The organism is Acidovorax temperans, assembly GCF_028596105.1.
Classification (GTDB): domain Bacteria; phylum Pseudomonadota; class Gammaproteobacteria; order Burkholderiales; family Burkholderiaceae_C; genus Acidovorax; species Acidovorax temperans.
Genome location: NZ_CP117193.1, coordinates 2,252,483 through 2,278,786 on the forward strand (window position 1 = coordinate 2,252,483; position 26,304 = coordinate 2,278,786).

Genomic DNA, 26,304 nt, shown 5'->3' on the forward strand with positions numbered 1-26,304 from the left:
GAGGAGTGGAAGCCACCGCGCTTTAACGGCGGGCCAGCAAAAAGCCCACGAGGGCGCCAACGGCCAAGGCGGCACCGGCCACGCGCCAAGGTTCGTCATGGGCGTAGCGGTCGGCAGCAATCGCTGCGTCCTTGGCTTGGCGAGCGGCGTCTTGCGCTGCACGAATGGCGGATTCACGGGCGGAGTGGATGCCGTCGTCCAGGCGTTGACGCAGCAGCTTGATCTCGGGAACGACGTCCAGGTCTTTGTTGGCCAGCAAGCCGCGCAAGTCAGACACCAGTTTCTCCAGTTCGCCTTGAGTGGTGAAGTGTTCAGATGTGTTCATGGCATTTCCTTTTTAAAAAGACAAGTTGAGACCTAAACCTGCAAAGCACCAACGGTGTCCGCATTGGATGCTGACATCAATGAGGTAACCATTGGAAGTGTCCGTGTGAAAGCATCTTAGCGCCGCTACACCCTGCCAGCCTGTAGGACATCGTCGCGTAGGGTTACAAACTTTGCAGGGAGTTGATCACCCACCCTGGCCGAGTAACTCTGCAACATGGTCAGCAATTGCCAGTGAACTGGTCAAGCCAGGGGATTCGATGCCGAAGAGGTTCACCAGGCCCGCGATGCCATGGTCTTGAGGGCCCTGGATGCAGAAATCAGGCGCAGGCTCTCCGGGGCCATGAATTTTGGGCCTGATACCCGCATAGCCAGGGAGCAACGCACCGTCGGGCAACGCAGGCCAATATTTGCGTACTTCGGCGTAAAACGCATCACCCCGGCGAGGATCGACCACCAGGTCATCTGCGGAGTCCACCCACTGCACATCTGGCCCAAATTTGGCCTGCCCGCCCAAGTCCAGCGTCAGATGCACGCCCAAGCCCGCCGCCTCGGGCACCGGGTAAATCAAATGGCTGAAGGGTGCCTTGCCAGAGAGGGTGAAGTAGTTGCCTTTGGCAAACCGTGGCTCGGGCACATGAACCGGATCCAAACCGGCAAATTGCCGAGCCAGTTGAGGGGCGTGCAGCCCCGCTGCATTGATGAGCAAGCGGGTTCTCAAACGGGTACCGTCAGTTGCTGCCAAATCAATAGCACCTTGCGCAATGCTGGCGTGCGCCAAGGCCGAATTCAATGCAACAAGTCCTCCCGCGTTCTCCAGGTCACCCTGCAGCGCCAACATCAACCCGTGGCTGTCGATGATGCCGGTGCTGGGCGAAAACAAGGCAGCAACGCATTCCAGCGCGGGTTCCATGGCTTGCGCCTGGGCTCGATCCAGCCATTGCAAGTCTGTGACACCATTGCTGAGCGCACGGTCGTAAATGCTTCGGAGGCCTTCGCGCTGCTCATCTGCAGTAGCCACCAGTAATTTACCGCACCGTCGGTGCTCCACGCCGCGCTCCTGGGCATACGCATAAAGCTGCTGACGGCCTGCAACGCACAAGCGCGCTTTGAGCGAGCCGGTGGGGTAGTAAAGGCCCGCATGGATGACTTCGCTGTTGCGGGAACTGGTGCCTGTGCCGATGGCGTCTGCCGCTTCCAGCACCATCACTTCAAGCCCTTGTAAAGCAAGTTTTCGCGCTATAGCCAAACCTACTACACCCGCCCCGACCACCACACATTCCACTTGATCCATCGTTCCTCGCCTTTTCTATGGGTCCTGCTGTTTGTGCCAGCGGTCTCACCGACCCGCTTCAAAGCCGTGAATGACCTGGAGTGCGTTGGCCCCCAGCTCAGCGGCGGCATACCCGCCTTCCAGCACCAGTGCTGTCGGCAAGCCCAGGGCTGCCAACCTGCGGCCCAGCGTTGAGAAGTCTTCCGTGGCCAGCGCAAATTGCGAGATGGGATCACCCACATAGGTGTCCAGCCCCAACGAGACCACCAGAGCATCGGGAGTATATTGAGAAATGCGAGTGCAGGCGGCATCCAGAGCCGCAAACCACTTCGCGACGGAGCTGCCTGCGGGCAGCGGCAGGTTCAGGTTGAAGCCCAACCCGGCGCCCTCGCCCTGCTCGTCCGCATGCCCCAAATAAAAGGGGTATTCGGTCAGCGGGTCGCCGTGGATGCTGATGAAAAGCACATCTGCGCGCTGGTAGAAGATGCTCTGCGTGCCATTGCCGTGGTGGTAGTCCACATCCAGCACAACCACCCGTTTGGCTCCTTGATCCAGCAGCGTCTGGGCGGCCACCGCTGCATTGTTCAGAAAGCAGTAGCCGCCCATGAAATCAGGGCCGGCATGGTGACCCGGAGGCCGTGTGCAGCAAAACGCTGCGGGCGCGCCTGCGGCAATGCGCATGGCGGCACTGGCTGCTGCGTCTGCACCCGCTTTGGCGGCTTCCCAAGTGCCTTGGGCCAAGGGCGTTCCATTGTCCATGGAGTAGAGGCCCAGCTTGGCAATGAAGTTGGTGGGTTCCATATCACTGCGCAACGTGCGCACGGGCCAGACCGATGGGAATGGTTGCGTGGTGGCGTTGACCGGGTCCAGCGCCACCCACTGCGCCCAGGCGGATGCCAAAAAGTCGAGGTAGCGCTGGCTATGTACTTTTTTCAGCGCTCCTGTGGCCTCTGAGTCGGGGGCCAGCAGTTCGTAGCCCGCCTGGCGCAGTGCCTGCTCGACGTAATCGGCGCGCGCGGGTTTTTCAAAGCAGTCCACGCGATTGCCCCGAAAAAACTCGTGTGCCGGAGCGTGCAGGTGGTGTAGTGGGTTATGAAAGCTGATCATATGATGGCTCCGCAGCGGTTGGCACCCAGTAGCTTTTCTGAGCAGGCGTGCATCTGGTGCAAAACGAAAGCGAACATTTGTTGAAACAGGCGCTTGATCATTGTGCCTGCAACCTGCCCCGTCCCGAGCGCGCCAACGTGTCTGTGTGAAGACACAAAGAAAAAAGCGCCTTGCAATGCTGCAAGGCGCTTTTGAATTTGGTGGGTGATACATGGATCGAACATGTGACCCCTGCCGTGTGAAGGCAGTGCTCTACCGCTGAGCTAATCACCCGTTTGCGTCAAGCCTTAGATTATGGCACAAATTAAACGGCCGCCGACAATTTTCGCCAAATTGTTTTGCCACCGCTGGATTTGTCGATCTGCGCCATGACGTCTTCATGCGTTGCCAACTCTTGCTCATTGGCCTTGATGACCTGCAGCGTGAAACGGCTCAGGTCGACTTGTGCTGATGCCCCGCCCTCCGCGCCTTCTTGCGCGTCGTCCACGATGAGCAACGCATCCTGGCCGCGGGTCAGGTTGATGTAGACGTCGGCCAGCAGTTCTGCGTCTAGCAAGGCTCCGTGCAGCGTGCGGCCCGAGTTGTCAACGCCAAGGCGGTCACACAGTGCATCCAGGGAGTTGCGCTTGCCCGGATACATCTCCTTGGCCATGGCCAAGGTGTCCGTGATGCTGGCCACATAGGTACTGAAGGGCGCCCGCCCGGTCAACTCCAGTTCCTTGTTCAGGAAGCCCACGTCGAACGCTGCGTTGTGGATGATGATCTCGGCGCCCTGCAAATAGTCCAGGATTTGGGGGGCGACATCGGCGAACTTCGGCTTGTCCTTCAGGAACTCGTTGCTGATGCCGTGAACCTTGAGCGCATCTTCATGGCTGTCGCGCCCTGGGTTGAAGTACAGGTGCAGGTTGTTGCCCGTGAGCTTGCGGTTGAGCAGCTCCACGCACCCCAATTCGATGATGCGGTCGCCACCCTCCGCCGAAAGGCCGGTGGTTTCCGTGTCCAGAACAATCTGGCGGGACATCAGTGGTTTTCCTTGGCGTGGTTGATCGTGTACTTGGGAATCTCGATGACCAGGTCTTTCTGGGCCAGGATGGCCTGGCACGACAGGCGCGACTGCGGCTCCAAACCCCATGCGCGATCCAGCAGGTCTTCTTCCTCTTCTTCCGCTGCGTTCAACGAAGCCAGCCCCTCGCGCACGATCACATGGCAGGTGGTGCAGGCGCAGCTCATATCGCAGGCGTGCTCAATGTTGATCTGGTTGTCCAGCAAAGCCTCGCAAATGGATGTACCTGCGGGGGCCGTGATTTCGGTTCCTGCGGGGCAGTATTCTGGATGGGGAAGAATTTTGATGACGGGCATGGCGTCTGGTTCAGTGCTTGGTATTAGAGGGATTGGACATTCTTGCCGGCCAGTGCCTGCTGAATGCCTCGGTTCATCCGTTGTGCTGCGAAAGGTTCGGTACCTTTGGCCAATGCTTCGGTCGCCGCTTCGATGACTGCTGCATCCTCCGCTTGAAGCTGATCGCGCAGGGCCTGCATCAGCGCGTCAATGCCAGCACGCTCCTGCACTGTGAGCAGATCGCCATCGGCATCCAGTGCGGTCCGCGTCTACCCGGGCTTCCACCACGGCGCGGGCACGCATGTCTTGCGCAGCTGTGGCAAAGCCGTCTTGCAGCATGCGCGCGATTTGCTCATCGGAGAGGCCATACGAGGGCTTCACATCAATGCGCGCTTCCACACCACTGCCCTGCTCTTTCGCACTGACGGACAAAAGGCCATCCGCATCCACCGTGAACGTCACCCGAATGCGGGCGGCACCGGCAGCCATGGGCGGAATGCCCCGCAGTTCAAAGCGTGCCAGGCTGCGGCAGTCTTGCACCAGATCACGCTCTCCCTGCACCACATGGATGGCAAGGGCGGTTTGCCCATCTTTGTAGGTGGTGAAGTCCTGTGCCTTGGCCGTGGGGATGGTTTCATTGCGAGCCACGATCCGTTCCACCAGGCCACCCATGGTTTCAATGCCCAGCGACAGAGGGATCACGTCCAGCAACAGCAAGTCGCCTGCAGTGTTGTTTCCTGCGAGCTGGTTGGCCTGGATGGCTGCGCCAAGCGCCACGACCTCGTCAGGGTTCAGGTTGGTCAGTGGCTCGCGGCCGAAAAATTCGGCCACAGCACGTTGCACCTGCGGCATGCGGGTCGAGCCGCCCACCATCACAACGCCCTTCACCTCTTCACGTTCAAGCTGGGCGTCACGCAGTGCTCTGCGCACAGCTGCCATGGAGCGCGCGGTGAGCGCGGCAGTGGCTGCGTCAAAATCAGCGCGATTCACATCAAATTGCACGTTACCGCCCGACAGATCAGCGCTAAACGCTACTTTTTCTGTAGCAGTCAAGGCTTCCTTGCAAGCGCGCGCCGCCAGCCGAATGGCTGCTTTGTCTGCAGGGCTCTGGACCTTGCAACCAGTTTGGGACACCACCCAATCGGCCAACGCCGCATCGTAGTCGTCCCCCCCCAAGGCAGAATCGCCGCCGGTGGCAATCACTTCGAACACACCCTGCGTCAGTCGCAGGATAGAGATATCGAAGGTACCGCCGCCCAGGTCATACACCGCGTACACACCCTCGCTGGCATTGTCCAAACCGTAGGCAATGGCAGCGGCGGTGGGTTCGTTGATAAGGCGTAGCAGATTGATGCCTGCCAGCTTGGCTGCATCCTTGGTCGCCTGGCGCTGGGCATCGTCGAAGTACGCAGGCACCGTGATGACAGCGCCGTACAAATCATCGTTGAAGGTGTCTTCCGCCCGATAGCGCAGTGTGGCCAGGATCTCGGCGCTGACCTCCACGGGGGTTTTCACGCCATCGGCCGTGGAAATGCTGACCATGCCGCCTTCAGCTGGCTGCACAAATTCGTAGGGCAGCTGGCCGGCCTGGGCCACGTCTTGCAGCCCGCGGCCCATGAACCGCTTGACCGAGGCAATCGTATTGCTGGCATCGCTGGCCTGGGCGGCAACAGCCTGGTAGCCAATCTGGCGCCCACCTTGCCCCAGATAACGCACTACGGAGGGCAACAGCACGCGGCCTTCGCTGTCGGGCAGGCATTCAGCCACGCCGTTGCGAACGGCTGCCACCAGGGAGTGCGTGGTTCCCAGATCAATACCCACCGCAATGCGGCGCTGATGGGGGTCGGGGGACTGTCCGGGCTCGGAGATCTGCAAAAGCGCCATGGAATTCGTTTGTTCTACGTGAGTGACCTTGGCACGTTGACCAAGGGTCGAAAAGGTAACAACTGCTATTGTCCCAGTTGCTCGCGCCGGCGATCGATATCGTCGGCAAATCGCGCAATGAACATGAGGGCTCTCACTTGCTGCGCGGCCGCAGGGAAGTCACCTTGTTGGTCTATCAACGCTTCACACCGCGCCAAACCTGCTTTGCGTGCCTGCATGACCTCACCTTCCAGGGCATCCACAGCAGCAGGGGTGGCGGCATCTTCCAGCGCTTCGCGCCATTCCATTTGCTGCATCAGAAACGCGGGCGGCATGGCGGTGTTGTCGTGGGCCTGGATCGGCGCCCCGTGGAGCTCGCACAGGTAGGCTGCACGCCGCAGCGGATCTTTCAAGCGCTGGTACGCCTCGTTGATGCGCACTGACCACTGCATCGCCACCCGCTGGGCTGCAACACCTTGCGCCGCAAATTTGTCGGGGTGGGCTTCTTTTTGAAGTTCCTTCCAGCGGGCATCCAGGGCTGCCCGGTCTTGAGCAAAGCGCTCAGGTACACCAAAGAGTTCAAAGTCGTTGGATTGCAGGTTCATGCTGCAGTGCTCGCAGAAAGATCAGTCGTGCTCAAGAAAAAACCGCCAACACACAGTGCGCTGGCGGTTTCATGGGGGACAGCCAAGCCGGAAGGCCTGTGTGTCAAACGCGGAAGCTCTCTCCACAGCCGCAGCGGTCACGCTCGTTGGGGTTGTTGAACTTGAAGCCTTCGTTGAGGCCTTCACGCACAAAATCCAACTCTGTCCCGTCGATGTAGGCCAAGCTCTTAGGGTCGATCAACACCTTGACGCCGTGGTTCTCAAAGACCACGTCCTCAGGCTCCGACTCGTCCACGTACTCCAGCTTGTAGGCCAAGCCCGAGCAGCCAGTGGTCTTGACTCCTAGGCGCACACCCAAGCCCTTGCCGCGGCGGGCAAGGTACCTGCTGACATGGCGTGCCGCCGCTTCTGTGAGGGTAATGGCCATTGCTTCAGGCTGCAGGGGTAGCGTGCTTGGCTTTGTAATCGTTCACGGCTGCCTTGATGGCATCTTCCGCGAGGATGGAGCAATGGATCTTCACAGGCGGCAGCGCCAACTCTTCAGCGATCACGCTGTTCTTGAGGGCCGCTGCTTCGTCCAGGGTCTTGCCCGTCACCCACTCCGTCACCAGCGACGAAGAAGCAATCGCAGAGCCGCAGCCATAGGTCTTGAAGCGCGCGTCTTCAATCACGCCCGTCTGGGGGTTCACCTTGATCTGCAGTTTCATCACGTCACCACAGGCAGGCGCACCCACCATGCCGGTGCCCACCGACTCATCACCCTTGTCGAAAGAGCCCACGTTACGGGGGTTCTCGTAATGGTCAACCACTTTTTCAGAATAAGCCATGGCAAGTCCTCTTAGGTCGTTTCAGGGCGCGATCAGTGCGCAGCCCATTGGATGGTGCTGAGATCGACGCCATCCTTGTACATCTCCCACAGGGGGCTGAGTTCACGCAGACGGGCTACGTTTTCGCGGATGGTGGAGATCGCGTAATCAATTTCTTCTTCGGTCGTAAAACGGCCGATGGTCATGCGCAGGCTGCTGTGTGCCAGCTCGTCGCTACGGCCGAGGGCGCGCAGCACATAGCTAGGCTCCAGGCTTGCCGAGGTACAGGCCGAGCCAGAAGACACCGCCAGACCCTTGATACCCATGATCAACGATTCGCCTTCAACGAAGTTGAAGCTCATGTTCAGGTTCTGGGGCACACGGCGCTCCATGCTGCCGTTGATGAACACTTGCTCAATGTCCTTCAGACCGTCGAGCAAGCGCTGTTGCAAGGCACGGGCCTTGGCATTGCTCTCGGCCATTTCTTCCTTGGCAATGCGGAAGGCTTCACCCATGCCCACGATCTGGTGCGTAGGCAAGGTGCCCGAGCGCATGCCGCGCTCGTGACCACCACCATGCATCTGGGCTTCCAGGCGCACGCGAGGCTTGCGGCGCACGTAGAGGGCGCCCACGCCCTTGGGGCCGTAGGTCTTGTGCGCGGTCATGCTCATCAGGTCGATGGGCAGCACGTTCATGTCAATCTCGACGCGGCCTGTGGCCTGCGCTGCATCCACATGCAGCAAGATGCCCTTTTCGCGGCAGAGGGCGCCGATCGCAGGAATGTCCTGAATCACACCGATTTCGTTGTTCACGAAGAGGATGCTGATCAGGATGGTGTCAGGGCGGATGGCAGCCTTCAGGGCGTCCATGCTCACCAGGCCATCTTCCTGCACATCCAGGTAGGTCACTTCAAAACCCTGGCGCTCCAGTTCACGCATCGTGTCGAGAACAGCCTTGTGTTCTGTCTTGAGCGTGATCAGATGCTTGCCCTTGCCTTTGTAGAACTGGGCCGCGCCCTTCAGGGCCAGATTGATCGATTCAGTAGCGCCACTGGTCCACACGATTTCACGGGGGTCGGCACCGATCAGGTCGGCCACTTGGGCGCGCGCCTTCTCCACGGCCTCTTCCGCTTCCCAACCCCAGGCGTGGCTGCGGGAAGCGGGGTTGCCAAAGTGCTCGCGCAACCAGGGAATCATCGCGTCCACCACGCGAGGGTCCACGGGGGTGGTGGCGCCGTAGTCGAGATAAATAGGAAAGTGTGGGGTCATGTTGATGGCTGGCTCAGTTGCGTTTCTGGCTGGCAGCAAAAACGGTTGTCAAAAACAGGTAAACGTACAGGGCGATGCTGGCCTTGAAGGCCGCGCACATCGCATGGCTTTCAGGATTTGGCGAATGCGTTGCCCAGCGCGAACACGGAGTTCGGGGCGTTCACGCGGATCGGTTTGACCACAGGCGTGGTGGAAATAGCGCGGCGCACGACGGGCTTGTCTTCAATTTGCACGCCCTTGGCAAGCTGCTCGTCCACCAGCTTTTGCAGCGTGACGGAGTCCAGAAACTCCACCATGCGCTGATTCAGCGAAGCCCACAACTCGTGGGTCATGCAACGGCCAGCTTCGCCCAGGCAGTTCTCTTTGCCGCCGCACTGTGTGGCGTCGATCGGCTCGTCCACCGAGACAATGATGTCAGCCACGGTGATCTCACCAGCCTTGCGGGCCAGCGTGTAGCCGCCGCCGGGGCCACGGGTGGACTCGACCAGTTCATGACGGCGAAGTTTGCCGAACAGCTGTTCAAGATAAGACAGGGAGATTTGCTGGCGCTGGCTGATGGCCGCCAGCGTGACGGGACCATTGTTTTGACGCAGAGCCAAGTCAATCATCGCGGTGACCGCGAAACGGCCTTTGGTGGTGAGACGCATGGAAAGCTCCTTGTGCTGAGGCTCGTTCGTTAAAGAAACTGCCTGCGCTGGCGAATGGTCAGCACAGGCACCGTCTCCGCCCCTTACTCCGCTCAGCCTTGCCTGTCACGGAGCCCTTCATCGTTGGGCTTTGTTGTTGAGTATTTTGTAAGAGTATATCACAAATCCCTATCGAATTGCTCAGGTTAAAAAACCAACAGGTCACAATTCCCCCTGACCCGTATTGACCTCGGCAAAGCGGATCAGGCCGTGATCGAATCGCTTCCAGGCGCACCAAAGGCGCGGTCCTTGAGTTTGGTCAGTTGATCGCGCACGCGCGCAGCCTGCTCGAATTCGAGGTTGCGAGCGTGTTCCAGCATCAGCTTCTCCAGGCGCTTGATCTCGCGCGAAATGTCCTTCTCGGACATCTCTTCCACCTGAGCCCTTTGCATGGCCTCTTGTTCCATGCGCTCCGCGTCTTTCCCCGCTTTTTCGCTGTAAACGCCGTCAATCAGGTCTCTTACCCGCTTGACAATGCCGCGCGGCGTAATGCCGTGGGCTTCGTTGTGGGCGATCTGCTTGGTACGCCGTCGCTCGGTTTCGTCCATGGCCTTTTTCATGGAGTCGGTGATGCGGTCGGCATACAGAATGGCGCGGCCATTCAGGTTGCGCGCCGCGCGGCCAATGGTCTGAATCAGGCTGCGCTCCGCGCGCAAAAAACCTTCCTTGTCCGCGTCCAGAATGGCCACCAGCGACACCTCGGGAATATCCAGCCCCTCACGCAGCAGGTTGATACCCACCAGCACATCGAATGCGCCCAGCCGCAGGTCGCGGATGATTTCCACCCGCTCCACGGTGTCTACATCGCTGTGCAGGTAGCGCACCTTCACGCCGTTGTCGGTGAGGTAATCGGTGAGTTGCTCGGCCATGCGCTTGGTCAGTGTGGTGATCAGAACGCGCTCATGCTTTTCCACGCGAATGCGGATTTCCTGCAGCACGTCGTCCACCTGATGGGTGGCGGGCCGCACCTCCACCACCGGGTCCACCAGCCCTGTGGGGCGCACCACCTGATCCACGATCTGACCAGAGTGGGTTTTCTCGTAGTCGGCTGGCGTCGCCGTTACGAAAATCGCTTGCCGCATGCGCTGCTCAAATTCCTCGAACTTGAGCGGCCGGTTGTCCAGCGCCGAAGGCAGGCGAAAGCCATATTCCACCAGCGTGGTCTTGCGAGCCCGGTCGCCGTTGTACATGGCCGACAGCTGCCCGATCATCTGGTGGCTCTCGTCCAGGAACATGATGGAGTCCTTGGGCATGTAGTCGGTCAGCGTGCTGGGCGGGTCTCCCGGCGCTGCACCCGACAGGTGGCGCGTGTAGTTTTCAATGCCCTTGCAGTGCCCTACTTCGCTGAGCATTTCCAGGTCAAACCGGGTGCGTTGTTCCAGTCGCTGGGCTTCCACCAATTTGCCGTCAGCCACCAGTTGCTGCAGGCGCTCGGCCAGCTCCAGCTTGATGGTCTCCACCGCTGCCAGCACCTTGTCACGCGGGGTGACGTAGTGGCTGCTGGGGTACACGGTAAAGCGTGGAATCTTCTGCTTGACGCGCCCCGTAAGCGGGTCGAACAGCTGAAGGCTCTCGATCTCGTCATCAAACAGCTCAATGCGAATGGCTAGCTCGGAATGTTCTGCCGGGAACACGTCGATCGTGTCGCCACGCACCCGAAACTTGCCGCGCGAAAAATCGGCTTCGTTGCGCTGGTACTGCATGCGGATGAGCTGCGCAATCACGTCGCGCTGGCCCAGCTTGTCCCCCACGCGCAGCGTCATCACCATGCGGTGATAGCTCTCGGGCTCGCCAATACCGTAGATGGCCGACACGGTGGCCACGATCACCACGTCGCGCCGTTCCATCAGGCTCTTGGTGCAACTCAGGCGCATCTGCTCGATGTGCTCATTGATCGCACTGTCCTTCTCGATGAACAGGTCGCGCTGCGGCACATAGGCTTCGGGCTGGTAGTAGTCGTAGTAGCTGACGAAATACTCCACCGCGTTCTTGGGGAAGAACTCTCGAAACTCGCTGTACAGCTGTGCCGCCAAGGTCTTGTTGGGCGCAAAAACGATGGCCGGGCGGCCCATGCGGGCGATGACATTGGCCATGGTGAAGGTCTTGCCCGAGCCAGTCACCCCCAGCAGCGTCTGGAAGGCTTCGCCATCCCGCAGCCCCTCCACCAGCTTGTTGATGGCCTCAGGCTGGTCGCCAGCGGGGGGGTACGGCTGAAACAACTCAAACGGCGAGTCCGGGAAGCGGACGAACTCGCCGTCTTGCTTTTCAGGAATGACTTCGGTGATATCTGGCATGGGGCGTGGTCAACAGATGGAGCAGGCCGCCCGTTAAAATCGGCGGAACCCGGCACAGTACACCACGCCCGGATTCTTCGCTACTGACAACCTTTCAAGGATTTTCATGTCTCTGTTCACCGCCGTCGAAATGGCCCCCCGCGACCCTATCCTGGGTCTGAACGAACAATTCAACGCCGACACCAACCCCAACAAGGTCAACCTGGGCGTGGGCGTGTATTTCGACGACAACGGCAAGCTGCCCCTGCTGCAGTGCGTGCAAGCCGCTGAAAAGACCATGATGGAAAAGCCCACCGCCCGTGGCTACTTGCCCATCGACGGTATCGCTGCCTATGACGCAGCCGTGAAGGGCCTGGTGTTCGGCGCAGACTCCGAAGTCGTCAAGAGCGGCCGCGTGGCCACCGTGCAAGCCATTGGCGGCACCGGCGGCCTGAAGATCGGTGCCGACTTTCTCAAGAAGATCAGCCCCAACGCGACCGTGCTGATCTCTGACCCTAGCTGGGAAAACCACCGCGCGCTGTTCACCAACGCCGGGTTCACCGTTGATACCTACCCCTACTTTGACCAGAGCGCCAACGGCGGCCTGGGCGGCATCAACTTCGACGGCATGCTGGCCAAGCTGAAGGCCGCCGCCGCCGGCACCATCGTGCTGCTGCACGCCTGCTGCCACAACCCCACCGGCTACGACATCACCCCCGCCCAGTGGGATCACGTGATTGCCGTGGTGAAGGAACGCAACCTCACCGCCTTCCTGGACATGGCGTACCAAGGCTTCGGCTACGGCATTGCTGAAGACGGCGCCGTGATCGCCAAGTTCGTGGCTGCGGGTCTGAACATCTTTGTCTCCACCAGCTTCTCCAAGAGCTTCAGCCTGTACGGCGAGCGCGTGGGCGCACTGAGCGTGGTCGGCAGCAGCAAGGAAGAAACCGACCGCGTGCTGAGCCAGCTCAAGATCGCCATCCGCACCAACTACTCCAACCCACCCACCCACGGTGGCGCCATCGTGGCTGCCGTGCTGGGCAACCCCGAGCTGCGCGCTCTGTGGGAAAAGGAACTGGGCGAAATGCGCGTGCGCATCAAGGCCATGCGCCAAAAGCTGGTTGATGGCCTGAAGGCCGCCGGCGTGACCAAGGACATGTCCTTCATCACCACCCAGATCGGCATGTTCAGCTACTCCGGCCTCTCGAAGGACCAGATGGTGCGCCTGCGCACGGAATTCGGCGTGTACGGCACCGACACCGGCCGCATGTGCGTGGCTGCCCTGAACAGCAAGAACATCGACTACGTCTGCCAAGCGATTGCCAAGGTCATCTAACCTGCTTCCTTGCGCTTGACCACAACAAAAAACCGCCTTCGGGCGGTTTTTTGCTTTTTATGCCTCTAACGCTTATCCATCAAGCGCCAGCAGCTATCAATTCAATAGCTAACCCCACAACACAGATCGCATGGAGATCGAGGCCGACTGGTAGCCCGTGTTGAAGAACCGGGGCATTTCCGAAGGCTGCACGGCCCCTGCGGCATATAGCAAGGGCAAGTAGTGCTCGTGCGTCGGGTGGGCTTGCTTGGCCACCGCGCCCAGGCCCATGAAGTTGGGCAGCGCCGCCAGTTGGCCCTTCTTGATCTGGTCTTGCACCACGGTGTCGAACTCTGTGGCCCAGTCATATGCCTCATTGGCGGCGGTTCCACGGCGGGTGGCGCGCAGGTTGTGCACGATGTTGCCGCTGCCCACAATCAGCACGCCCCGCTCGCGCAGGCGCTGAAGCTGCTGGCCCAGTGCGTAGTGCTCGGCTGGCGGGCGGCTGTAGTCCATGCTCAGCTGCAGCGCCGGTAACAATGTATGTATAACCCTTTGAAGGAGGCTGCGGGCAAAGTTCCGCACTCCCCAGCGATCACTCACCCTACCCGCCCTTTCAACCGCCTCATGCCACCCATGTCCTCTTCCGCTCCCCAGCCGCTGAACGGCACCCGCATTCTGAGCCTGGCGCTGAACCTGCCCGGCCCCGCCGCCCTCATGCGCTGCGCACGCATGGGCGCCACCTGCACCAAGCTCGAACCTCTGGCCCCCGCGCCCCACACCAGCGCAGACCCCATGGCGCTTTACAGCCCACAGGCTTACACCGACATGCACCAGGGCATCCGCGTGGTGCAGGCCCACCTCAAAACCGAGGAAGGCCAGGCGGCGCTGCACGCAGAGCTGGAGCGCACGGACGTGTTGATCACCTCCTTCCGCCCTTCGGCCCTCACCAAACTCGGCCTGGGGTGGGATGCCTTGCAAGCCCGCTACCCGCGCCTGTCCCTGGTGCGCATCGTGGGTGCCGCGGGTGAACGGGCCGAAGAGCCTGGGCACGACCTGACCTACCTGGCCGACGCTGGCTTGGCCACAGGCACCGAGATGCCCCCCACGCTGTATGCCGACATGGGCGGCGCCCTGATGGCGAGCGAGGCCGTGCTGCAAACCCTGCTGGTTCGCGCCCAAACCGGCCAGGGCGCCCTGCTGGAAGTGGCCCTGGCCGACGCCGCCGCCTGGCTGGCCCAGCCCCGGCACTGGGGCCTGACAACGCCCGATGGCGATGTGGGCGGCGCCCACGCTGGCTACCGCCTCTACCCCTGTGCCGATGGCCGCGTGGCCGTGGCCGCACTGGAACCCCACTTTGCTGCCCGCCTGTGCGCAGCCGCTGGGCTGCCCGCCGTGGGCGACGGGCCCACCTTGCGCGCCCCTGCCACGCACGAGGCGGTGGCGAATTTCATCCGCACCCAAACCCGCGCCCAGCTGGACGCGCTGGCGCTCGCCCAGGACATTCCCCTGCACACGCTGGCGTGAAAGACTGAGCGCAACCCATGCAAAAGACAGGGCAAATCACCCGCTGGGATGCCGAGCGCGCCTTCGGCTTCATCCGTAGCCCAGACTCTGTGGCCGATGTGTTCTTCCATCTGCGCGACTTTCAAGGCCCAGCAGCACCGCGCATGGGCATGGCAGTGGTTTTTGAGGAAATCCATGTGGGCGGCAAAGGGCCACGGGCCATGGCAGTGCGCCCCAGTGCGCAGGCGGTGGGCGCGCCAGGCCGCGCAGCCGTCCCGCGTGGTGCGGGTAGCACCGCCTCGCGTGAAGCACCCCAGTCTGCACGCCGAGGCCCTTCCGCTGCGCAGCGCACCACCGGGGCACACCCGCGCGCGGCTTCGCGGCCACCAGCCCAGGTGCGGCGGCGTACCCAGCGGGTAACGTCCTTGCCTGCCGGGGAACTGCTGCTCATCAGCGCCATGGCTGTGGTGTGGATGGCCATGCTGGCCTGGGCCGTTTGGGCGCAGCGCCTGCCCCTGTGGACGGTGGGTGCAGCCCTGGGGCTGAACCTGTTCACTTTTTTGGCCTACGCCTCTGACAAAAGCGCAGCGCAGCGTGGCATGTGGCGCACCAAGGAAAGTCATTTGCACCTGCTGGCCCTGGTGGGAGGCTGGCCTGCCGCCTGGCTGGCGCAGCAAATGCTGCGGCACAAGTCTCAAAAAGCAGCGTTTCGCGCCGTCTACGCCCTGACGGTGGTGGCGCATTGCGGCGCCCTGGCAGCCTGGCTGCTGGGGCTGGTTGGATGAGCTGGCCTGGGTGGCAAGCCCGGGCAGAGTGAGCACGCAAGCACTTCAAAAATCATAGCTGCTGGCGCTTGATGGATGGGCGCCAGAGGCGCTTTTGATGTAAAGCTCAGATGCCAAGTGCTGCGTTCCCCGCAGTTCGCAGTCAAACCGCTGGCTGACACCCGAAGGGCCCCGGCGCCTACACCCCGCCTTTTCCGCGCGGGCTTCAATGTCAGTGTCTGCAACACCACGGGAACCGCTCCATGAAGCCACTCATCCTTGACTCCAGCATGACCAACATGTCCGGCGTGTTCTACCCCACCGGCTATGTGTTTGCGCTGTTCCCCGATGAGGACTGCGCGCGCCAGGCGGCCGCCGCGCTGCACAGCGCCAGCCATCAAGGCGAGCTGGCACACGCCAGCCCTGAATTCATTCTGCAAGAAATCGTTCGCACCTTGGGGGGCACTGACATTCCCCTGCCCTCGGTGGGTGCAGAAGGGGACATGGTGCGGCGCATTGCCGACCTGGCGGGCACCGGCCACCACGGTGTGCTGATCAGCATGGCAGACAAGGACACGCCCGAACATGTGGTGGCGGCCATTGCGCCCGAAGGCGCCGCAGCGGCGTTTTACTACCGCACCTTCATCATTGAAGACCTGGTGCCGCAGGCGCCGGAGCAGGAAAGCCAATCGGTGGTGGTGGGAACACACGCGGGGCCGATCTAGCGGAGCCGCGCGCCACCTGCACCATCAACGTGGCTTGCGGGCTGCCGCCTTGAAAGATGGCTTGCCGCTGCCCGTGACCCGAGGCGGAAGGCCCGTGTGCTGCGTAAGCAACCGGCCCTTTTGGGGCTGGCCCGGCTTGGCGGCCTGCCCTTGCGGCTTGGCCGCTACAGCCTTTTGCCCCACGGGGGTGGAGTTTTTGCGGCGCGCACTTTGGTAGCTGCCATCCGTCAACGGCTGGAAGGTCGGAATGAGGTGGTGCTTGCCGTTGCCGATCAAATCCGCCCGGCCCATGGCCTTGAGCGCTTCGCGCAGCAGCGGCCAGTTGTTCGGGTCGTGGTAGCGCAGGAAGGCCTTGTGCAGACGGCGGCGCTTTTCGCCGCGCACGATGTCCACGGACTCGTCCGCCTCGTCGCGCATCTGGCGGCGCACGCGAGTCAGCGGGTTGCGGCCCGAGTGGTACATGGCCGTGGCGGTCGCCATGGGGCTGGGGTAGAAGGTCTGCACCTGGTCGGCCCGGAAACCGTTCTTCTTCAGCCAGATGGCGAGGTGCATCATGTCCTCGTCGCTGGTGCCGGGGTGGGCAGCGATGAAGTACGGGATCAGGAACTGCTTCTTGCCCGCCTCTTCGCTGAACTTCTCGAACATCTGCTTGAAGCGGTCATAGCTGCCAATGCCCGGCTTCATCATCTTGGACAGCGGCCCCTGCTCGGTGTGCTCGGGCGCAATCTTCAGGTAGCCGCCCACGTGGTGCTGCACCAGCTCTTTCACGTATTCGGGCGACTTCACGGCCAGGTCGTAGCGCAAGCCCGAGCCGATCAAAATCTTCTTGATGCCCTTGAGCGCGCGGCCGCGGCGGTAGATCTTGATGAGCGGGCCGTGGTCGGTGGTCAGGTTCTGGCAGATGCCTGGGTAGACGCAACTGGGCTTGCGGCAGGCGGCCTCGATCTCGGGGCTGCGGCAGCCCAGGCGGTACATGTTGGCCGTGGGGCCACCCAGGTCAGAAATGGTGCCGGTGAAGCCCTTGACCTTGTCGCGGATGTCCTCGATCTCCTGAATGATCGAATCCTCGGACCGGCTCTGGATGATGCGGCCTTCGTGCTCGGTGATGGAGCAGAAGGTGCAGCCGCCAAAGCAGCCGCGCATGATGTTGATCGAGAAACGAATCATCTCCCACGCGGGGATCTTGGTCGCGCCGTCGTGGCTGCCGTTTTCGTCGGCATAAGCGGGGTGCGGGCTGCGCGCGTAGGGCAGGTCGAACACGTAGTCCATCTCGGCCGTGGTGAGCGGGATGGGGGGCGGGTTGATCCACACATCGCGCGCCGTGGCACCTTCGCCATGCGCCTGCACCAGGGCGCGGGCGTTGCCGGGGTTGGTCTCAAGGTGCAGCACGCGATTGGCGTGGGCGTAAAGCACGGGGTCGCTTTTCACCTGCTCGTAGCTGGGCAGGCGGATCACCGTCTTCTCGCGCGGGGGCACCTTGAGCTTGGACTTGAGTGCCGGGTTGGCCACAAACTGGATTGGCGCGATCACAGGGTTGGGGTCATTTTGGCCGCTAGCGCCCGTCCCACAAGCGCTGGCAGCTCCTGAATCAGTAGCACCCCCCTCTTCCTTGCTGCAGCTGGCGCCTTGGGCGGCGGCCTGCTCGCTGGTGGTCATGTAGGGGTTGATGTGCGCTTCCACCGGGCCGGGCTCGTCCACGGTAGTGGAGTCGATCTCGAACCAGCCCTTGCCGCTTTCATCATCAGGCCGGCGCACAAAGGCTGTGCCGCGCACATCGGTGATTTTTTCCACCGGCTCGCGTGCCGCAATGCGGTGGGCCACTTCGACCAGCGCGCGCTCGGCGTTGCCGTACAGCAGCAGGTCGCACTTGCTGTCCACCACGATGGAGCGGCGCACCTTGTCGCTCCAGTAGTCGTAATGCGCAATGCGGCGCAGGCTGCCTTCAATGCCACCAAGGACGATGGGCACGTCCTTGTACGCCTCGCGGCAGCGCTGGCTGTAGACGATGGCGGCGCGGTCGGGGCGCTTGCCGCCCACGTCACCGGGGGTGTAGGCGTCGTCGCTGCGAATCTTCCGGTCGGCGGTGTACCGGTTGATCATCGAATCCATGTTGCCCGCCGTCACGCCCCAGAACAGGTTGGGCTTGCCCAGCACCTTGAAGGGCTCGGCGCTTTGCCAGTCGGGCTGGGCAATGATGCCCACGCGAAAGCCCTGGGCCTCCAGCGTGCGGCCAATCACGGCCATGCCGAAGCTGGGGTGGTCCACATACGCGTCGCCCGTCACCAGGATGATGTCGCAACTGTCCCAGCCCAGTTTGTCCATCTCCGCGCGGCTCATTGGCAGGAACGGGGCCGTGCCGAAGCGCTTGGCCCAGTACGGACGGTAGCTGGTCAAGGGCTTTGCGGCGCGCGCAAAAAAGGAGACGTCAACGGGGGCGTTCATGCAATGGGGAATGGCCGCCGAAGAAGCTTGGCGGCCACCGTCATATCGTGGGGAGACCGCGATTTTACGGCGCCCGCCGGTTTTTGTCGCTGCATGGGCCGATGGCCCCTTGGCTTGGCGGCCTGTTTCTATACTGCTGGCAGCCCAATCCCTGACTCTTGCCATGACGCACCCCATGCCCCCAAGCCCCATCACCCTGCGCGCACTGGCCCCGGGTGACCTGGGCTGGGGGCGCGGCTCACCGACGAGTGCATCAGCTTTGCCCGCGCCAAGGGCTACAAAAAAATGGTGCTCTGGACCAACAGCTGCCTGACCACCCCCCGGCACATCTACGCACGGCGGGGATTTGTGCTGTTGAAGTCTGAGCCTTACGAGGGCTTTGGGCAGCACTTGGTGGGGGAGACCTGGGCGCTGAAGCTGTAGGCCTACCTGCGCAGGGCAGACTGCCCCCTTTTTTACCGCCGTACACTTGCGCCCCCATGCCCTACACCCTGGCCGAACCCGCCCACAGCGAACTCATCATCAAGAAAAGCCGCTTCATCGGCTGCGTGCAGCCCATGGCCGACCGTGCCAGCGCCCAGGCCGTGGTGGATGCGCTCTGGAAGCAGCACCCCGGCGCCGCACACATTTGCTGGGCGTTGCTGGCGGGTGGCCAGTCAGCCGCAGTGGACGACGGCGAACCGGGCGGAACCGCAGGCCGGCCCATGCTGGACGTGCTGCGCCACCAGGACCTGGAAGGCGTGCTGGCCACCGTGGTGCGTTACTTTGGCGGGGTGAAGCTGGGCGCGGGCGGCCTGGTGCGGGCCTACACCGATACGGTGGCACAGGCGCTGCTCACGGCCCCCAAGATCACCCTGCAGCGCATGAAAACCCTGCAATGCCAGGTGCCCTACGCACTGGAAGGCATGATTCGCCGCGAAGTGGAAGCCGCAGGAGCGCAGCTGCTCGATGTGCAACACGGCTCGCTCGTCAGCCTGCAGCTGCGTTTGCCCGAGGCGCAGGCACCGGCTTTCGTACAACGCATCAACGACCACGGGCAGGGCCGCGTGGGGTGGGTCACACCCTAGCAGCGCTCACCCAATTTGGGCTGTAGGCCTACACGCGCCCAGCCACGGGCCGCTCACACTCGCTGCTCTCACCTCAATTTGGAGAAGGGCACATGGGGGCACCCTTGGATACCATCATCATCGGCGCGGGCACTGCGGGGCTGGCGGCCCTGCGCGAGGTGCGCAAGCGCACCGATCGCTACCTCATCGTGAACGACGGCCCCTGGGGCACCACATGCGCCCGGGTGGGCTGCATGCCTTCCAAGATGCTCATCGAGGCGGCCAGCACGTTCCACCGGCGCCATGTCTGGAATGAACTGGGCCTGCGCGGCGCCACGGCGCTGGTGGCCGACCTGCCCGCCGTGCTACAGCGGGTGCGCGCACTGCGCGATGAGCTGGTCGCCGGGGCCTTGAAGGCCACCCAGAACCTGGGCAGCGCGCAAAAGTCGGGCCGTGCCACGCTGCTGGGGCCCGGGCTGGTGGAAATTGGCGGAAAAGCCTATGCCACGCGCAGCATCATCATTGCCACCGGGTCGCGCCCCCGGCTGCCCGACGAATGGCTGGCCTTTGGCGACCGCATGCTCACCACCGACACGCTGTTTGAACAGCCCACGCTCGGCCCACGCATCGCCGTGATCGGCATGGGCCCGCTGGGGGTGGAAATGGCCCAGGCCCTGGCACGGCTGGGGCTGCAGGTGTCTGCCTTCAGCACAGGCGAGCACTTCGCGGGCATTCGCGATGCAGACATCAACACCGAGCTGGCCCAGGTGCTCAAAGCCGACATGCGGCTGTACACCGGGGCACCCGCCGAGCTGCGGGAGGTGGCGGGCGGCATCGAGGTGCGCAGCGGCAACCAGGCCGTGGTGGTCGATCAGGTGGTGGCGGCCATGGGGCGCACGCCCAACATCGAGCACCTGGGGCTGGAAACCCTGGGCGTGCCGCTGAATGAACGGGGCCTGCCGCCCGTAGACCCGCAAACCCAGCAGATCGGTAACCTGCCCGTGTTCATGGCGGGCGATGCCAATGGCCACCTGCCCTTGCTGCACGAGGGGGCCGACGAAGGCCACATTGCGGGCATCAACGCGCTGGCCGGCACGCCGCGCAAGTTCCGGCGCCGTACGCCGCTGGCCATTGTTTTTTCAGACCCGCAGGTGGCTGCCGTGGGCCGCCGGTGGGCGGACCTGGACGCCCACACCACCGTCACGGGTTGCGCCAGTTTTCATGACCAGGGGCGTGCGCGCACGGCCCTGCGCAACGCGGGGCGGCTGTGCATTTACGCCGACAAGGCCACGGGCCGCCTGCATGGCGCGGAGATGTGCACCCCGCAGGCGGAACACATGGCACATCTTCTGGCGCTGGCCGTTCAGCAAAAACTCACGGTGCGAGATCTGCTGGGAATGCCTTTCTACCACCCCACTTACGAGGAGGGGTTGCGCACGGCCCTGCGTGATGCCGCTCGGCAGCTGCCGGAGCCTGCGGATTCCGACCTGGCCACCTGTGGCGGCATCGGTGTGCCGGCACTGGAATGAGCGCGACAGATGTAACAACGGTCAAGTACACGGCAAAAACAGCCGATAAGGCTGTGTAACCCAGCAGGAGCCCTTCATGGACGTTGCACTCTCCAACAGCATCGTGGCCACCGCCACCAGCCTTGCCAGTGCACAGACCTCTGACGCCCTGAACATGGCGGTGCTGAAAAAAGCGCTTGACGTTCAGGCATCAAGCGCCGCCACCATGATCGACGCCATGCAGCAATCCATGCCCCAGCCTGCACTGGCCACTTCGGGGACACAGGGTACGCAGCCCAACACCTTCGCTTAAGAAACTGCTCAGAGGGATGGCGCGGGGCACGCCCCGCACCACCTTTAACGCAACCTGGCTGGCGAGAGCCCTTGTGGCTCAACGCCTTCCCCCTCCAGCTCGGGGCCCAACGACTCGCCCCGCAGCAACCTTTTGGCCAGCAGCGATGCTCCTGCCGCGCTCTGGATGCCGTACCCACCCTGCCCCGCCAGCCAGAAAAAGCCGGGCACGTGGTTGTCCCAGCCAATCACCATGTCGCCGTCGGGCACGAACGAGCGCAGCCCTGCCCAGGTGTGCGAGGGGCGGCGGATTTGGAACGTGGTCAATTCTTCAATGTGGTAAATGCCCGTGGCTACGTCCAGCTCTTCAGGCACCACATCGTGTGGATGGGTGGGGTCAGCATTGGCGGGAGAGCCCAGCAACTGGCCAGCATCGGGTTTGAAGTAAAAGCTCTCGTCAATGCCAATCACGGCGGGCCAATGGCTGGCGTCCATCCCCTCTGGCACAGCAAACGTGAAGGCGGTGCGCCTGCGCGGCTCTAGCCCGATGGGCGGCACGCCCGCCATGGCGGCCACCACATCCGCCCAGGCGCCCGCGGCATTGACGATGGTGCTGCCCCGCAATTGCCGGCCATCGGCCAGCGCCACGTGCCAGGCATCCCCCTCTTTTCGCAAGCCCACCACCTCTGCCTGGGTCAGCACCTGCCCGCCCCGCTGGCGCAGGCCGCGCAGGTAACCCTGGTGCAGCGCATGTACGTCGATGTCAGCCGCTTCGGGCTCACTCATGCCGGCGGCCACGGCCTCGGGTTTCAGGCAAGGCAGCTGGGCCAGCAGCGCGGGCTTGTCCACCCATTCCACATTAGGGGATGCCGCACGGGCATCGTCGTAGGCCCGTTTCAGCAGATCCAGCTGGTCTGGCCCCGCCACGTAAATCACGCCACGCGGCGAGAGGATGGGGTCCGCGCCAAACTCCAGCGGTGGCGCGTCGTAGAACGCACGGCTGGCACGCGTCAGGGCCTGGATGTTGGGCGTGCCATACGTAGCCATGTACAGCGCAGCCGAGCGCCCGGTGGTGTGATAGCCCGGCTGCGATTCCCGCTCCAGCAGCAGCACGCTGCTGCGCCCGTTTTGTACAAGCTGCCAGGCAATGGAAGCGCCTGCAATACCGGCGCCGATGACGATGTAGTCTGCTGTCTGCATGGGTTGCGTCGCTGTGGTGTGGTGTGGTGCGTTATAAACTCGGCATGATTTATTCATGAACTTTTGTAGATTGCGTGAGTCGAACGTTCATGGAAAAAGAAGATGCACGCAAGCAGTCGCGGGAAGTGCTGCATGAACGGCGCAAGCAGGTCATTCGCTTGCATCGAAAAGGTGTTGGCGTGATGCAGATCGTTGAGCAAACCGGGCTCAGTTGGTCTGGGGTTAACACTGCACTGCGCCTGTTCGAGCAAGGCGGTGCGGCCGCACTCAAGCCCCACGCCAGGGGAAAGAAACCAGGTAGTGGACGCAGCCTGAGCACTGAGCAAGAGCGCGTGATTCGAATGACCATCATCGACAAACGCCCAGAGCAGATCAAGATGGAGTTCGCGCTTTGGAGTCGGCCCGCAGTGCGCGAACTCATTGAACGCGACCTGGGGATCAAGCTGTCTGTGCGGGCGGTGGGCGACTATCTGGCACGCTGGGGTTTTACACCGCAAAAGCCGATCAAGAAAGCCTACGAGCAGCGGCCCGAGGCCGTCCAGGCCTGGCTCGAAGATGAATACCCCACCATTGAGGCCAGAGCCAAGCGTGAAGGCGCAGAAATTCATTGGGGTGACGAAACAGCGCTGGTCAACACGGATGTGCGTGGCAGAAGTTACGCACCTGCGGGCCAAACACCAGTGACGCGCGCAGTCGGCGGAACGCGGCAAAAGCTCTCCATGATTGCCACCGTCACCAACCAGGGCAAAACGCGCTGGATGATCATTGACGAGGCGTTCAATTCAGACAGGCTGATCGAGTTCATGCAGGCCTTGATCAAGGAGTCGCAGGGCAAGAAGATATTCCTGATTCTGGACAACCTGAGGGTGCACCACAGCAAGCCAGTCAAGGAGTGGGCGACACAGCACAAACAGGACATTGAATTGTTCTACCTGCCCAGCTACAGCCCTGAGCTCAACCCAGAGGAGCGGCTGAACGCAGATTTGAAGCATGCGATTGGCAGCAAGGTTCCGGTGCGAACCAAGGCCAAGCTGCGCGCAGCGGCGACTGAACACGTGACGATGTTGGAGAACACACCAGAGCGGGTCAAGAAGTACTTTGGTGACAAGCATGTCGCCTATGCGGCCTCATGAATAATCCCCGCCGGATCAATAGGAAGGCGCCCTGCGGATGCGCTGGGGCCGCGTGGGCAAATGGTAGCGCGGCGTGCACATGCCGATGGGGCAACCAAACGGCTCGCTTGTCCAGACGGTGGACCAGGATTAGCGCTTGCGCGGTACCCTGATGGGTATCGTTCGGGTGCTGACCCGTGGCATCCATTCACCCCATCACAGGAACTGACCCATGGCACAAGTCCTCGTCGTGAAGTACGAAAACCAGGCCGACGCCAAAGTGTTTGAAACCCCGTATGAAAGCCAGGCAGACCTCGCCGTTCTGGAGGTTCCGTACGAGCAGCAGGCCACAGGCGACGCCGTGTGGCACATGGTTCACTATGAAAGCCAGGCCACCTTCAAGATTTTCAAGGTGAAGTACGAAGCCCAGGCGGATCTGCGCATCTTCAAGGTCAAGCACCTGGCGCAGGCGGGCTGGCGCACGCAGGGGCACGCGCTGGAAGGCAAACTGGGGAAGTGAGCGGCTGCGGCCGGGGCACACCATTCATCGCCCCGGCCTTGCCGCAACGCGAAGGGCAGCCGGGCGCTCGGCCTTGCTTTGCGGGCTAACATCGCAGGCTTGACGCGGCTTGGCTCTGCGCCTTACGCCACTCCGGCAAGGTGTCCAAGCTGCAAGATTGCTCCTGATTTGATAGCTGCTTGCGCTTTATGGATAAGCGCCAGAGGCCAATTTCGCCCCGACCCATGGCCGACACCCCTGATGTGACTGCTGCTGGCACCGACCCCGCTGCCCCCCGCCCCCAACCGCGCGACTGCGCCGATCTGTTCTGGTCCTTCACCTGGCTGGCGCTGCAAGGCTTTGGCGGCGTGCTGGCCGTGGTGCAACGCGAACTGGTCGAGAAAAAACGCTGGATGACGAACGACGAGTTCGTGGAAGACTGGGCAGTGGCCCAGATCATGCCGGGCCCCAACGTGGTGAACCTCTCCATCATGATCGGCGAGCGCTACTTTGGCTGGCGCGGCGCCGTGGCGGCCCTGGCGGGCATGTTGACCTTCCCACTCATTCTGGTGCTGGCGGTGGCCGTGGTGTATGCCCAGTTTGCCTCCCTTCCCGCCGTGGCTGGCGCGTTGCGGGGCATGGGGGCGGTAGCCGCCGGGCTGATTGCCGGCATGGGCCTCAAGCTCTCGTCCACCTTGCGCAAACACCCGCTGGGCCTGGTGGTCTGCGGAGGTCTGGTCGCGCTCACGGTGATTGCCATGGCGGTGTTGCGCTGGCCTCTGTTCTGGACGTTGCCCAGCGTGGGCCTGCTCGCCTGCGTGCTGACCTGGAGAAAGATCGCCCCATGACCACTGCTGTGCCCGCCATCGTGGCCCTGTCTTCGTGGGACTGGTTGCAACTGTTCCTGTACTACCTGTCGCTGTCGTTGCTGGCAGTGGGCGGGGCCATCAGCACCGCGCCGGATATGCACCGTTTTCTGGTGGAGCGCAATGCCTGGCTCACCGATCCACAGTTCAACGCCTCCATCGCCATCGCGCAGGCCGCGCCGGGCCCCAATGTGCTGTTCATTGCCCTGCTGGGGTGGAACATCGGCATCAACGCCGGTGGCCCTGGCGCCGCAGGCTGGGCGCTGGGCCTGCTCGGCATTCTGGTGTGCATGGTGGGTGTGATGTTGCCCAGCAGCCTGCTGACCTGGCAGGCCACCCGCTGGGGGCACCGCAACCGCAACCGGCGTAGCGTGCGCGCCTTCAAGCAGGGCATGGCTCCGGTGGTCATTGGCTTGCTGCTGGCCACGGCATGGGTGCTGACACGTGCCCATGGCGCTGAACTGGTCAACTGGCCGCTGTGGGCCATCACGGCCGCCACCACCCTGCTGGTGTGGCGCACCAAGCTGCACCTGCTGTGGATGCTCGGGGCCGGCGCAGTGGCCGGGGGCATGGGCTGGATCTGAACGGCCTGGGCCGCCAGCCCTGGCCCAAGCCGGTAGCAGGGCTACCAGCCTTGGGCGGGTTTACAGCGAACGCTGGCGTAGTGCCTCGTACAGGCACACACCGCTGGCCACAGAAACGTTCAGGCTCTCGACCGCGCCCTTCATCGGGATAGAGACCAGCTCATCGCAGGTTTTGCGGGTGAGCTGGCGCATGCCGTCACCCTCCGCGCCCAGCACCAATGCCACCGGGCCTTTGAGGTCCACCTGATAGACGGTCTTGGGCGCGTCATCGCTGGTGCCGATGCACCAGATGTTGCGTTCCTTGAGTTCGTTCAGGGTACGCGCCAGGTTGGTCACCATGAAGTAAGGCATGGTTTCGGCAGCACCGCTGGCCACCTTGGCCACGGTGGCGTTGATGCCCACGGCATGGTCTTTGGGGGCAATCACTGCGTGCGCACCGGCACCGTCTGCCACGCGCAGGCACGCGCCCAGATTGTGCGGGTCGGTCACTCCGTCCAGCACCAGCAGCAAGGGCTGCTCAATGCCTGCGGCTTCCAGGTTCTCCAGCAGCTCGTCCAGCGAGGTGATCTGGGCCACAGGCTCCACGCGCGCTGCAACACCCTGGTGGCCGTGGCTGCCCGCCAGCTTGGCGATGCGAACGCTGTCGGCTTCGATCAGGCGGGCACCGGCCTCTTTGGCACGGTCCAGAAACTGCCGCATGCGCGCATCGCGGCGCGTGGCTTCGTAATAAATCTCGATGATCGATTGGGGCGCGGTCTTCAGGCGCACGCCCACGGCATGAAAGCCGAAGAGAACTTTGGGGGAGGACATGCGGGCATTATCGTTGCCCTGGCGCCGCCCCCTTCCAGGGCCACGCAGCCAAAGCGCTGGCGCTTCACTTTGCGCAATGGGTTGCTATTAAAT

27 protein-coding genes, 1 tRNA gene and 2 pseudogenes are annotated in these 26,304 nt (G+C 62.6%); 12 read left to right on the forward strand and 18 right to left on the reverse strand.

Annotated features, from left to right (window positions below):
• Positions 1 to 22 precede the first annotated feature (22 nt).
• From PQV96_RS10645 to uvrB, 14 genes and pseudogenes are all read right to left on the reverse strand, one after another.
• Positions 23 to 325: a DUF883 domain-containing protein gene (locus PQV96_RS10645; RefSeq protein ID WP_067512465.1), complete on the reverse strand. Its 303-nt coding sequence runs from the start codon at positions 323 to 325 to the stop codon at positions 23 to 25.
• A 186-nt stretch (positions 326 to 511) separates the two neighbouring features.
• On the reverse strand, positions 512 to 1,618 hold the full coding sequence (locus tag PQV96_RS10650; RefSeq protein WP_207373307.1) for an NAD(P)/FAD-dependent oxidoreductase: 1,107 nt from the start codon (positions 1,616 to 1,618) through the stop codon (positions 512 to 514).
• Between the two features lie 45 nt (positions 1,619 to 1,663).
• Entirely contained in the window at positions 1,664 to 2,704 is a 1,041-nt protein-coding gene (locus tag PQV96_RS10655) for a histone deacetylase family protein (RefSeq protein ID WP_207373308.1), read from the reverse strand.
• On the reverse strand, positions 2,701 to 2,928 hold the full coding sequence (locus PQV96_RS10660) for a hypothetical protein (protein WP_207373309.1): 228 nt from the start codon (positions 2,926 to 2,928) through the stop codon (positions 2,701 to 2,703). Before PQV96_RS10660 ends, PQV96_RS10655 begins: the two co-directional genes overlap by 4 nt.
• Positions 2,903 to 2,977 (reverse strand) — tRNA-Val (locus PQV96_RS10665). Before PQV96_RS10665 ends, PQV96_RS10660 begins: the two co-directional genes overlap by 26 nt.
• A 31-nt stretch (positions 2,978 to 3,008) precedes the next feature.
• Positions 3,009 to 3,725, reverse strand: coding sequence for a DNA polymerase III subunit epsilon (gene dnaQ, locus PQV96_RS10670; protein ID WP_207373310.1), 717 nt, complete (start codon positions 3,723 to 3,725; stop codon positions 3,009 to 3,011).
• On the reverse strand, positions 3,725 to 4,063 hold the full coding sequence (fdx, locus tag PQV96_RS10675) for an ISC system 2Fe-2S type ferredoxin (RefSeq protein ID WP_066691884.1): 339 nt from the start codon (positions 4,061 to 4,063) through the stop codon (positions 3,725 to 3,727). The genes dnaQ and fdx overlap by 1 nt, the downstream gene beginning before the upstream one ends.
• A gap of 23 nt (positions 4,064 to 4,086) precedes the next feature.
• A pseudogene (gene hscA, locus PQV96_RS10680) lies at positions 4,087 to 5,926 on the reverse strand (Fe-S protein assembly chaperone HscA).
• Positions 5,927 to 5,991: 65 nt separating this feature from the next.
• On the reverse strand, positions 5,992 to 6,510 hold the full coding sequence (gene hscB, locus PQV96_RS10685) for a Fe-S protein assembly co-chaperone HscB (protein WP_207373312.1): 519 nt from the start codon (positions 6,508 to 6,510) through the stop codon (positions 5,992 to 5,994).
• Between the two features lie 103 nt (positions 6,511 to 6,613).
• Positions 6,614 to 6,937 (reverse strand): iron-sulfur cluster assembly protein IscA, encoded by a 324-nt coding sequence (iscA, locus tag PQV96_RS10690; protein WP_066691893.1) that lies wholly within the window; start codon positions 6,935 to 6,937, stop codon positions 6,614 to 6,616.
• A 4-nt stretch (positions 6,938 to 6,941) separates the two neighbouring features.
• Positions 6,942 to 7,337 (reverse strand): Fe-S cluster assembly scaffold IscU, encoded by a 396-nt coding sequence (iscU, locus tag PQV96_RS10695; protein ID WP_273622809.1) that lies wholly within the window; start codon positions 7,335 to 7,337, stop codon positions 6,942 to 6,944.
• Between the two features lie 32 nt (positions 7,338 to 7,369).
• Positions 7,370 to 8,590, reverse strand: coding sequence for an IscS subfamily cysteine desulfurase (locus PQV96_RS10700; protein WP_044395273.1), 1,221 nt, complete (start codon positions 8,588 to 8,590; stop codon positions 7,370 to 7,372).
• Positions 8,591 to 8,694: 104 nt separating this feature from the next.
• Positions 8,695 to 9,231: a Fe-S cluster assembly transcriptional regulator IscR gene (iscR, locus tag PQV96_RS10705; RefSeq protein WP_273622811.1), complete on the reverse strand. Its 537-nt coding sequence runs from the start codon at positions 9,229 to 9,231 to the stop codon at positions 8,695 to 8,697.
• Positions 9,232 to 9,473: 242 nt separating this feature from the next.
• Positions 9,474 to 11,564: an excinuclease ABC subunit UvrB gene (uvrB, locus tag PQV96_RS10710; protein ID WP_273622812.1), complete on the reverse strand. Its 2,091-nt coding sequence runs from the start codon at positions 11,562 to 11,564 to the stop codon at positions 9,474 to 9,476.
• Between the two features lie 106 nt (positions 11,565 to 11,670).
• Between uvrB and PQV96_RS10715 the strand changes: the two genes are divergently transcribed.
• Positions 11,671 to 12,879, forward strand: coding sequence for an amino acid aminotransferase (locus PQV96_RS10715; RefSeq protein ID WP_207373313.1), 1,209 nt, complete (start codon positions 11,671 to 11,673; stop codon positions 12,877 to 12,879).
• A 108-nt stretch (positions 12,880 to 12,987) separates the two neighbouring features.
• Here the strand turns inward: PQV96_RS10715 and PQV96_RS10720 are convergent, their stop codons facing one another.
• Positions 12,988 to 13,374, reverse strand: a complete 387-nt coding sequence (locus tag PQV96_RS10720; RefSeq protein WP_475557859.1) for a DODA-type extradiol aromatic ring-opening family dioxygenase — start codon at positions 13,372 to 13,374, stop codon at positions 12,988 to 12,990.
• 120 nt (positions 13,375 to 13,494) lie between these two features.
• Between PQV96_RS10720 and PQV96_RS10725 the strand changes: the two genes are divergently transcribed.
• The 3 genes from PQV96_RS10725 (at position 13,495) to PQV96_RS10735 (ending at position 15,853) form a co-directional block, all read left to right on the forward strand.
• Positions 13,495 to 14,385 carry a CoA transferase gene (locus tag PQV96_RS10725; RefSeq protein ID WP_207373314.1) on the forward strand — a complete coding sequence of 297 codons (891 nt, stop codon included), beginning with the start codon at positions 13,495 to 13,497 and terminating at the stop codon, positions 14,383 to 14,385.
• A 17-nt stretch (positions 14,386 to 14,402) separates the two neighbouring features.
• Positions 14,403 to 15,149, forward strand: a complete 747-nt coding sequence (locus PQV96_RS10730) for a DUF1294 domain-containing protein (protein ID WP_066691903.1) — start codon at positions 14,403 to 14,405, stop codon at positions 15,147 to 15,149.
• Positions 15,150 to 15,391: 242 nt separating this feature from the next.
• Positions 15,392 to 15,853, forward strand: coding sequence for a hypothetical protein (locus PQV96_RS10735; RefSeq protein WP_066691906.1), 462 nt, complete (start codon positions 15,392 to 15,394; stop codon positions 15,851 to 15,853).
• Positions 15,854 to 15,877: 24 nt separating this feature from the next.
• On the opposite strand, the gene PQV96_RS10740 is transcribed toward PQV96_RS10735, so the two are convergent.
• Positions 15,878 to 18,295, reverse strand: coding sequence for a YgiQ family radical SAM protein (locus PQV96_RS10740; protein ID WP_207373315.1), 2,418 nt, complete (start codon positions 18,293 to 18,295; stop codon positions 15,878 to 15,880).
• 222 nt (positions 18,296 to 18,517) lie between these two features.
• Here PQV96_RS10740 and PQV96_RS10745 point away from each other — a divergent pair.
• From PQV96_RS10745 to PQV96_RS10760, 4 genes and pseudogenes are all read left to right on the forward strand, one after another.
• Positions 18,518 to 18,718: pseudogene (locus PQV96_RS10745) on the forward strand (GNAT family N-acetyltransferase); the annotation flags it as partial.
• A gap of 56 nt (positions 18,719 to 18,774) precedes the next feature.
• The gene (locus PQV96_RS10750) at positions 18,775 to 19,362 is read left to right on the forward strand and encodes an IMPACT family protein (protein WP_207373316.1); all 588 of its coding nucleotides are present in this window, start codon (positions 18,775 to 18,777) and stop codon (positions 19,360 to 19,362) included.
• 92 nt (positions 19,363 to 19,454) lie between these two features.
• Positions 19,455 to 20,870 (forward strand): dihydrolipoyl dehydrogenase, encoded by a 1,416-nt coding sequence (locus PQV96_RS10755; protein ID WP_207373317.1) that lies wholly within the window; start codon positions 19,455 to 19,457, stop codon positions 20,868 to 20,870.
• Positions 20,871 to 20,946: 76 nt separating this feature from the next.
• Positions 20,947 to 21,162: a YjfB family protein gene (locus tag PQV96_RS10760; RefSeq protein ID WP_066691925.1), complete on the forward strand. Its 216-nt coding sequence runs from the start codon at positions 20,947 to 20,949 to the stop codon at positions 21,160 to 21,162.
• A gap of 44 nt (positions 21,163 to 21,206) precedes the next feature.
• Here the strand turns inward: PQV96_RS10760 and PQV96_RS10765 are convergent, their stop codons facing one another.
• Entirely contained in the window at positions 21,207 to 22,340 is a 1,134-nt protein-coding gene (locus PQV96_RS10765; RefSeq protein WP_273622815.1) for an NAD(P)/FAD-dependent oxidoreductase, read from the reverse strand.
• 89 nt (positions 22,341 to 22,429) lie between these two features.
• Here PQV96_RS10765 and PQV96_RS10770 point away from each other — a divergent pair, with 89 nt between their 5' ends.
• The 4 genes from PQV96_RS10770 (at position 22,430) to PQV96_RS10785 (ending at position 25,401) form a co-directional block, all read left to right on the forward strand.
• Positions 22,430 to 23,473, forward strand: coding sequence for an IS630-like element ISStma10 family transposase (locus PQV96_RS10770; protein WP_273622816.1), 1,044 nt, complete (start codon positions 22,430 to 22,432; stop codon positions 23,471 to 23,473).
• Positions 23,474 to 23,684: 211 nt separating this feature from the next.
• Entirely contained in the window at positions 23,685 to 23,972 is a 288-nt protein-coding gene (locus PQV96_RS10775) for a 7(1) septoil knot domain-containing protein (RefSeq protein ID WP_273622818.1), read from the forward strand.
• A gap of 224 nt (positions 23,973 to 24,196) precedes the next feature.
• Positions 24,197 to 24,799: a chromate transporter gene (locus PQV96_RS10780; protein WP_273622820.1), complete on the forward strand. Its 603-nt coding sequence runs from the start codon at positions 24,197 to 24,199 to the stop codon at positions 24,797 to 24,799.
• Positions 24,796 to 25,401, forward strand: coding sequence for a chromate transporter (locus PQV96_RS10785; RefSeq protein WP_273622821.1), 606 nt, complete (start codon positions 24,796 to 24,798; stop codon positions 25,399 to 25,401). Before PQV96_RS10780 ends, PQV96_RS10785 begins: the two co-directional genes overlap by 4 nt.
• Positions 25,402 to 25,461: 60 nt before the next feature.
• Here PQV96_RS10785 and rlmB read toward each other — a convergent pair whose 3' ends face one another.
• Positions 25,462 to 26,211 carry a 23S rRNA (guanosine(2251)-2'-O)-methyltransferase RlmB gene (rlmB, locus tag PQV96_RS10790; RefSeq protein WP_044395219.1) on the reverse strand — a complete coding sequence of 250 codons (750 nt, stop codon included), beginning with the start codon at positions 26,209 to 26,211 and terminating at the stop codon, positions 25,462 to 25,464.
• Positions 26,212 to 26,304 lie beyond the last annotated feature (93 nt).

What these genes read in the sequence shown, in the direction of transcription:
- PQV96_RS10645 (WP_067512465.1), bottom strand. Translation starts at nt 325, where the DNA reads ATGAACACATCTGAACACTTCACCACTCAAGGCGAACTGGAGAAACTG.
- PQV96_RS10650 (WP_207373307.1), bottom strand. Translation starts at nt 1,618, where the DNA reads ATGGATCAAGTGGAATGTGTGGTGGTCGGGGCGGGTGTAGTAGGTTTG.
- PQV96_RS10655 (WP_207373308.1), bottom strand. Translation starts at nt 2,704, where the DNA reads ATGATCAGCTTTCATAACCCACTACACCACCTGCACGCTCCGGCACAC.
- PQV96_RS10660 (WP_207373309.1), bottom strand. Translation starts at nt 2,928, where the DNA reads ATGTTCGATCCATGTATCACCCACCAAATTCAAAAGCGCCTTGCAGCA.
- dnaQ (WP_207373310.1), bottom strand. Translation starts at nt 3,725, where the DNA reads ATGTCCCGCCAGATTGTTCTGGACACGGAAACCACCGGCCTTTCGGCG.
- fdx (WP_066691884.1), bottom strand. Translation starts at nt 4,063, where the DNA reads ATGCCCGTCATCAAAATTCTTCCCCATCCAGAATACTGCCCCGCAGGA.
- hscB (WP_207373312.1), bottom strand. Translation starts at nt 6,510, where the DNA reads ATGAACCTGCAATCCAACGACTTTGAACTCTTTGGTGTACCTGAGCGC.
- iscA (WP_066691893.1), bottom strand. Translation starts at nt 6,937, where the DNA reads ATGGCCATTACCCTCACAGAAGCGGCGGCACGCCATGTCAGCAGGTAC.
- iscU (WP_273622809.1), bottom strand. Translation starts at nt 7,337, where the DNA reads ATGGCTTATTCTGAAAAAGTGGTTGACCATTACGAGAACCCCCGTAAC.
- iscR (WP_273622811.1), bottom strand. Translation starts at nt 9,231, where the DNA reads ATGCGTCTCACCACCAAAGGCCGTTTCGCGGTCACCGCGATGATTGAC.
- uvrB (WP_273622812.1), bottom strand. Translation starts at nt 11,564, where the DNA reads ATGCCAGATATCACCGAAGTCATTCCTGAAAAGCAAGACGGCGAGTTC.
- PQV96_RS10715 (WP_207373313.1), top strand. Translation starts at nt 11,671, where the DNA reads ATGTCTCTGTTCACCGCCGTCGAAATGGCCCCCCGCGACCCTATCCTG.
- PQV96_RS10720 (WP_475557859.1), bottom strand. Translation starts at nt 13,374, where the DNA reads ATGGACTACAGCCGCCCGCCAGCCGAGCACTACGCACTGGGCCAGCAG.
- PQV96_RS10725 (WP_207373314.1), top strand. Translation starts at nt 13,495, where the DNA reads ATGTCCTCTTCCGCTCCCCAGCCGCTGAACGGCACCCGCATTCTGAGC.
- PQV96_RS10730 (WP_066691903.1), top strand. Translation starts at nt 14,403, where the DNA reads ATGCAAAAGACAGGGCAAATCACCCGCTGGGATGCCGAGCGCGCCTTC.
- PQV96_RS10735 (WP_066691906.1), top strand. Translation starts at nt 15,392, where the DNA reads ATGAAGCCACTCATCCTTGACTCCAGCATGACCAACATGTCCGGCGTG.
- PQV96_RS10740 (WP_207373315.1), bottom strand. Translation starts at nt 18,295, where the DNA reads ATGAACGCCCCCGTTGACGTCTCCTTTTTTGCGCGCGCCGCAAAGCCC.
- PQV96_RS10750 (WP_207373316.1), top strand. Translation starts at nt 18,775, where the DNA reads ATGCCCTACACCCTGGCCGAACCCGCCCACAGCGAACTCATCATCAAG.
- PQV96_RS10755 (WP_207373317.1), top strand. Translation starts at nt 19,455, where the DNA reads ATGGGGGCACCCTTGGATACCATCATCATCGGCGCGGGCACTGCGGGG.
- PQV96_RS10760 (WP_066691925.1), top strand. Translation starts at nt 20,947, where the DNA reads ATGGACGTTGCACTCTCCAACAGCATCGTGGCCACCGCCACCAGCCTT.
- PQV96_RS10765 (WP_273622815.1), bottom strand. Translation starts at nt 22,340, where the DNA reads ATGCAGACAGCAGACTACATCGTCATCGGCGCCGGTATTGCAGGCGCT.
- PQV96_RS10770 (WP_273622816.1), top strand. Translation starts at nt 22,430, where the DNA reads ATGGAAAAAGAAGATGCACGCAAGCAGTCGCGGGAAGTGCTGCATGAA.
- PQV96_RS10775 (WP_273622818.1), top strand. Translation starts at nt 23,685, where the DNA reads ATGGCACAAGTCCTCGTCGTGAAGTACGAAAACCAGGCCGACGCCAAA.
- PQV96_RS10780 (WP_273622820.1), top strand. Translation starts at nt 24,197, where the DNA reads ATGGCCGACACCCCTGATGTGACTGCTGCTGGCACCGACCCCGCTGCC.
- PQV96_RS10785 (WP_273622821.1), top strand. Translation starts at nt 24,796, where the DNA reads ATGACCACTGCTGTGCCCGCCATCGTGGCCCTGTCTTCGTGGGACTGG.
- rlmB (WP_044395219.1), bottom strand. Translation starts at nt 26,211, where the DNA reads ATGTCCTCCCCCAAAGTTCTCTTCGGCTTTCATGCCGTGGGCGTGCGC.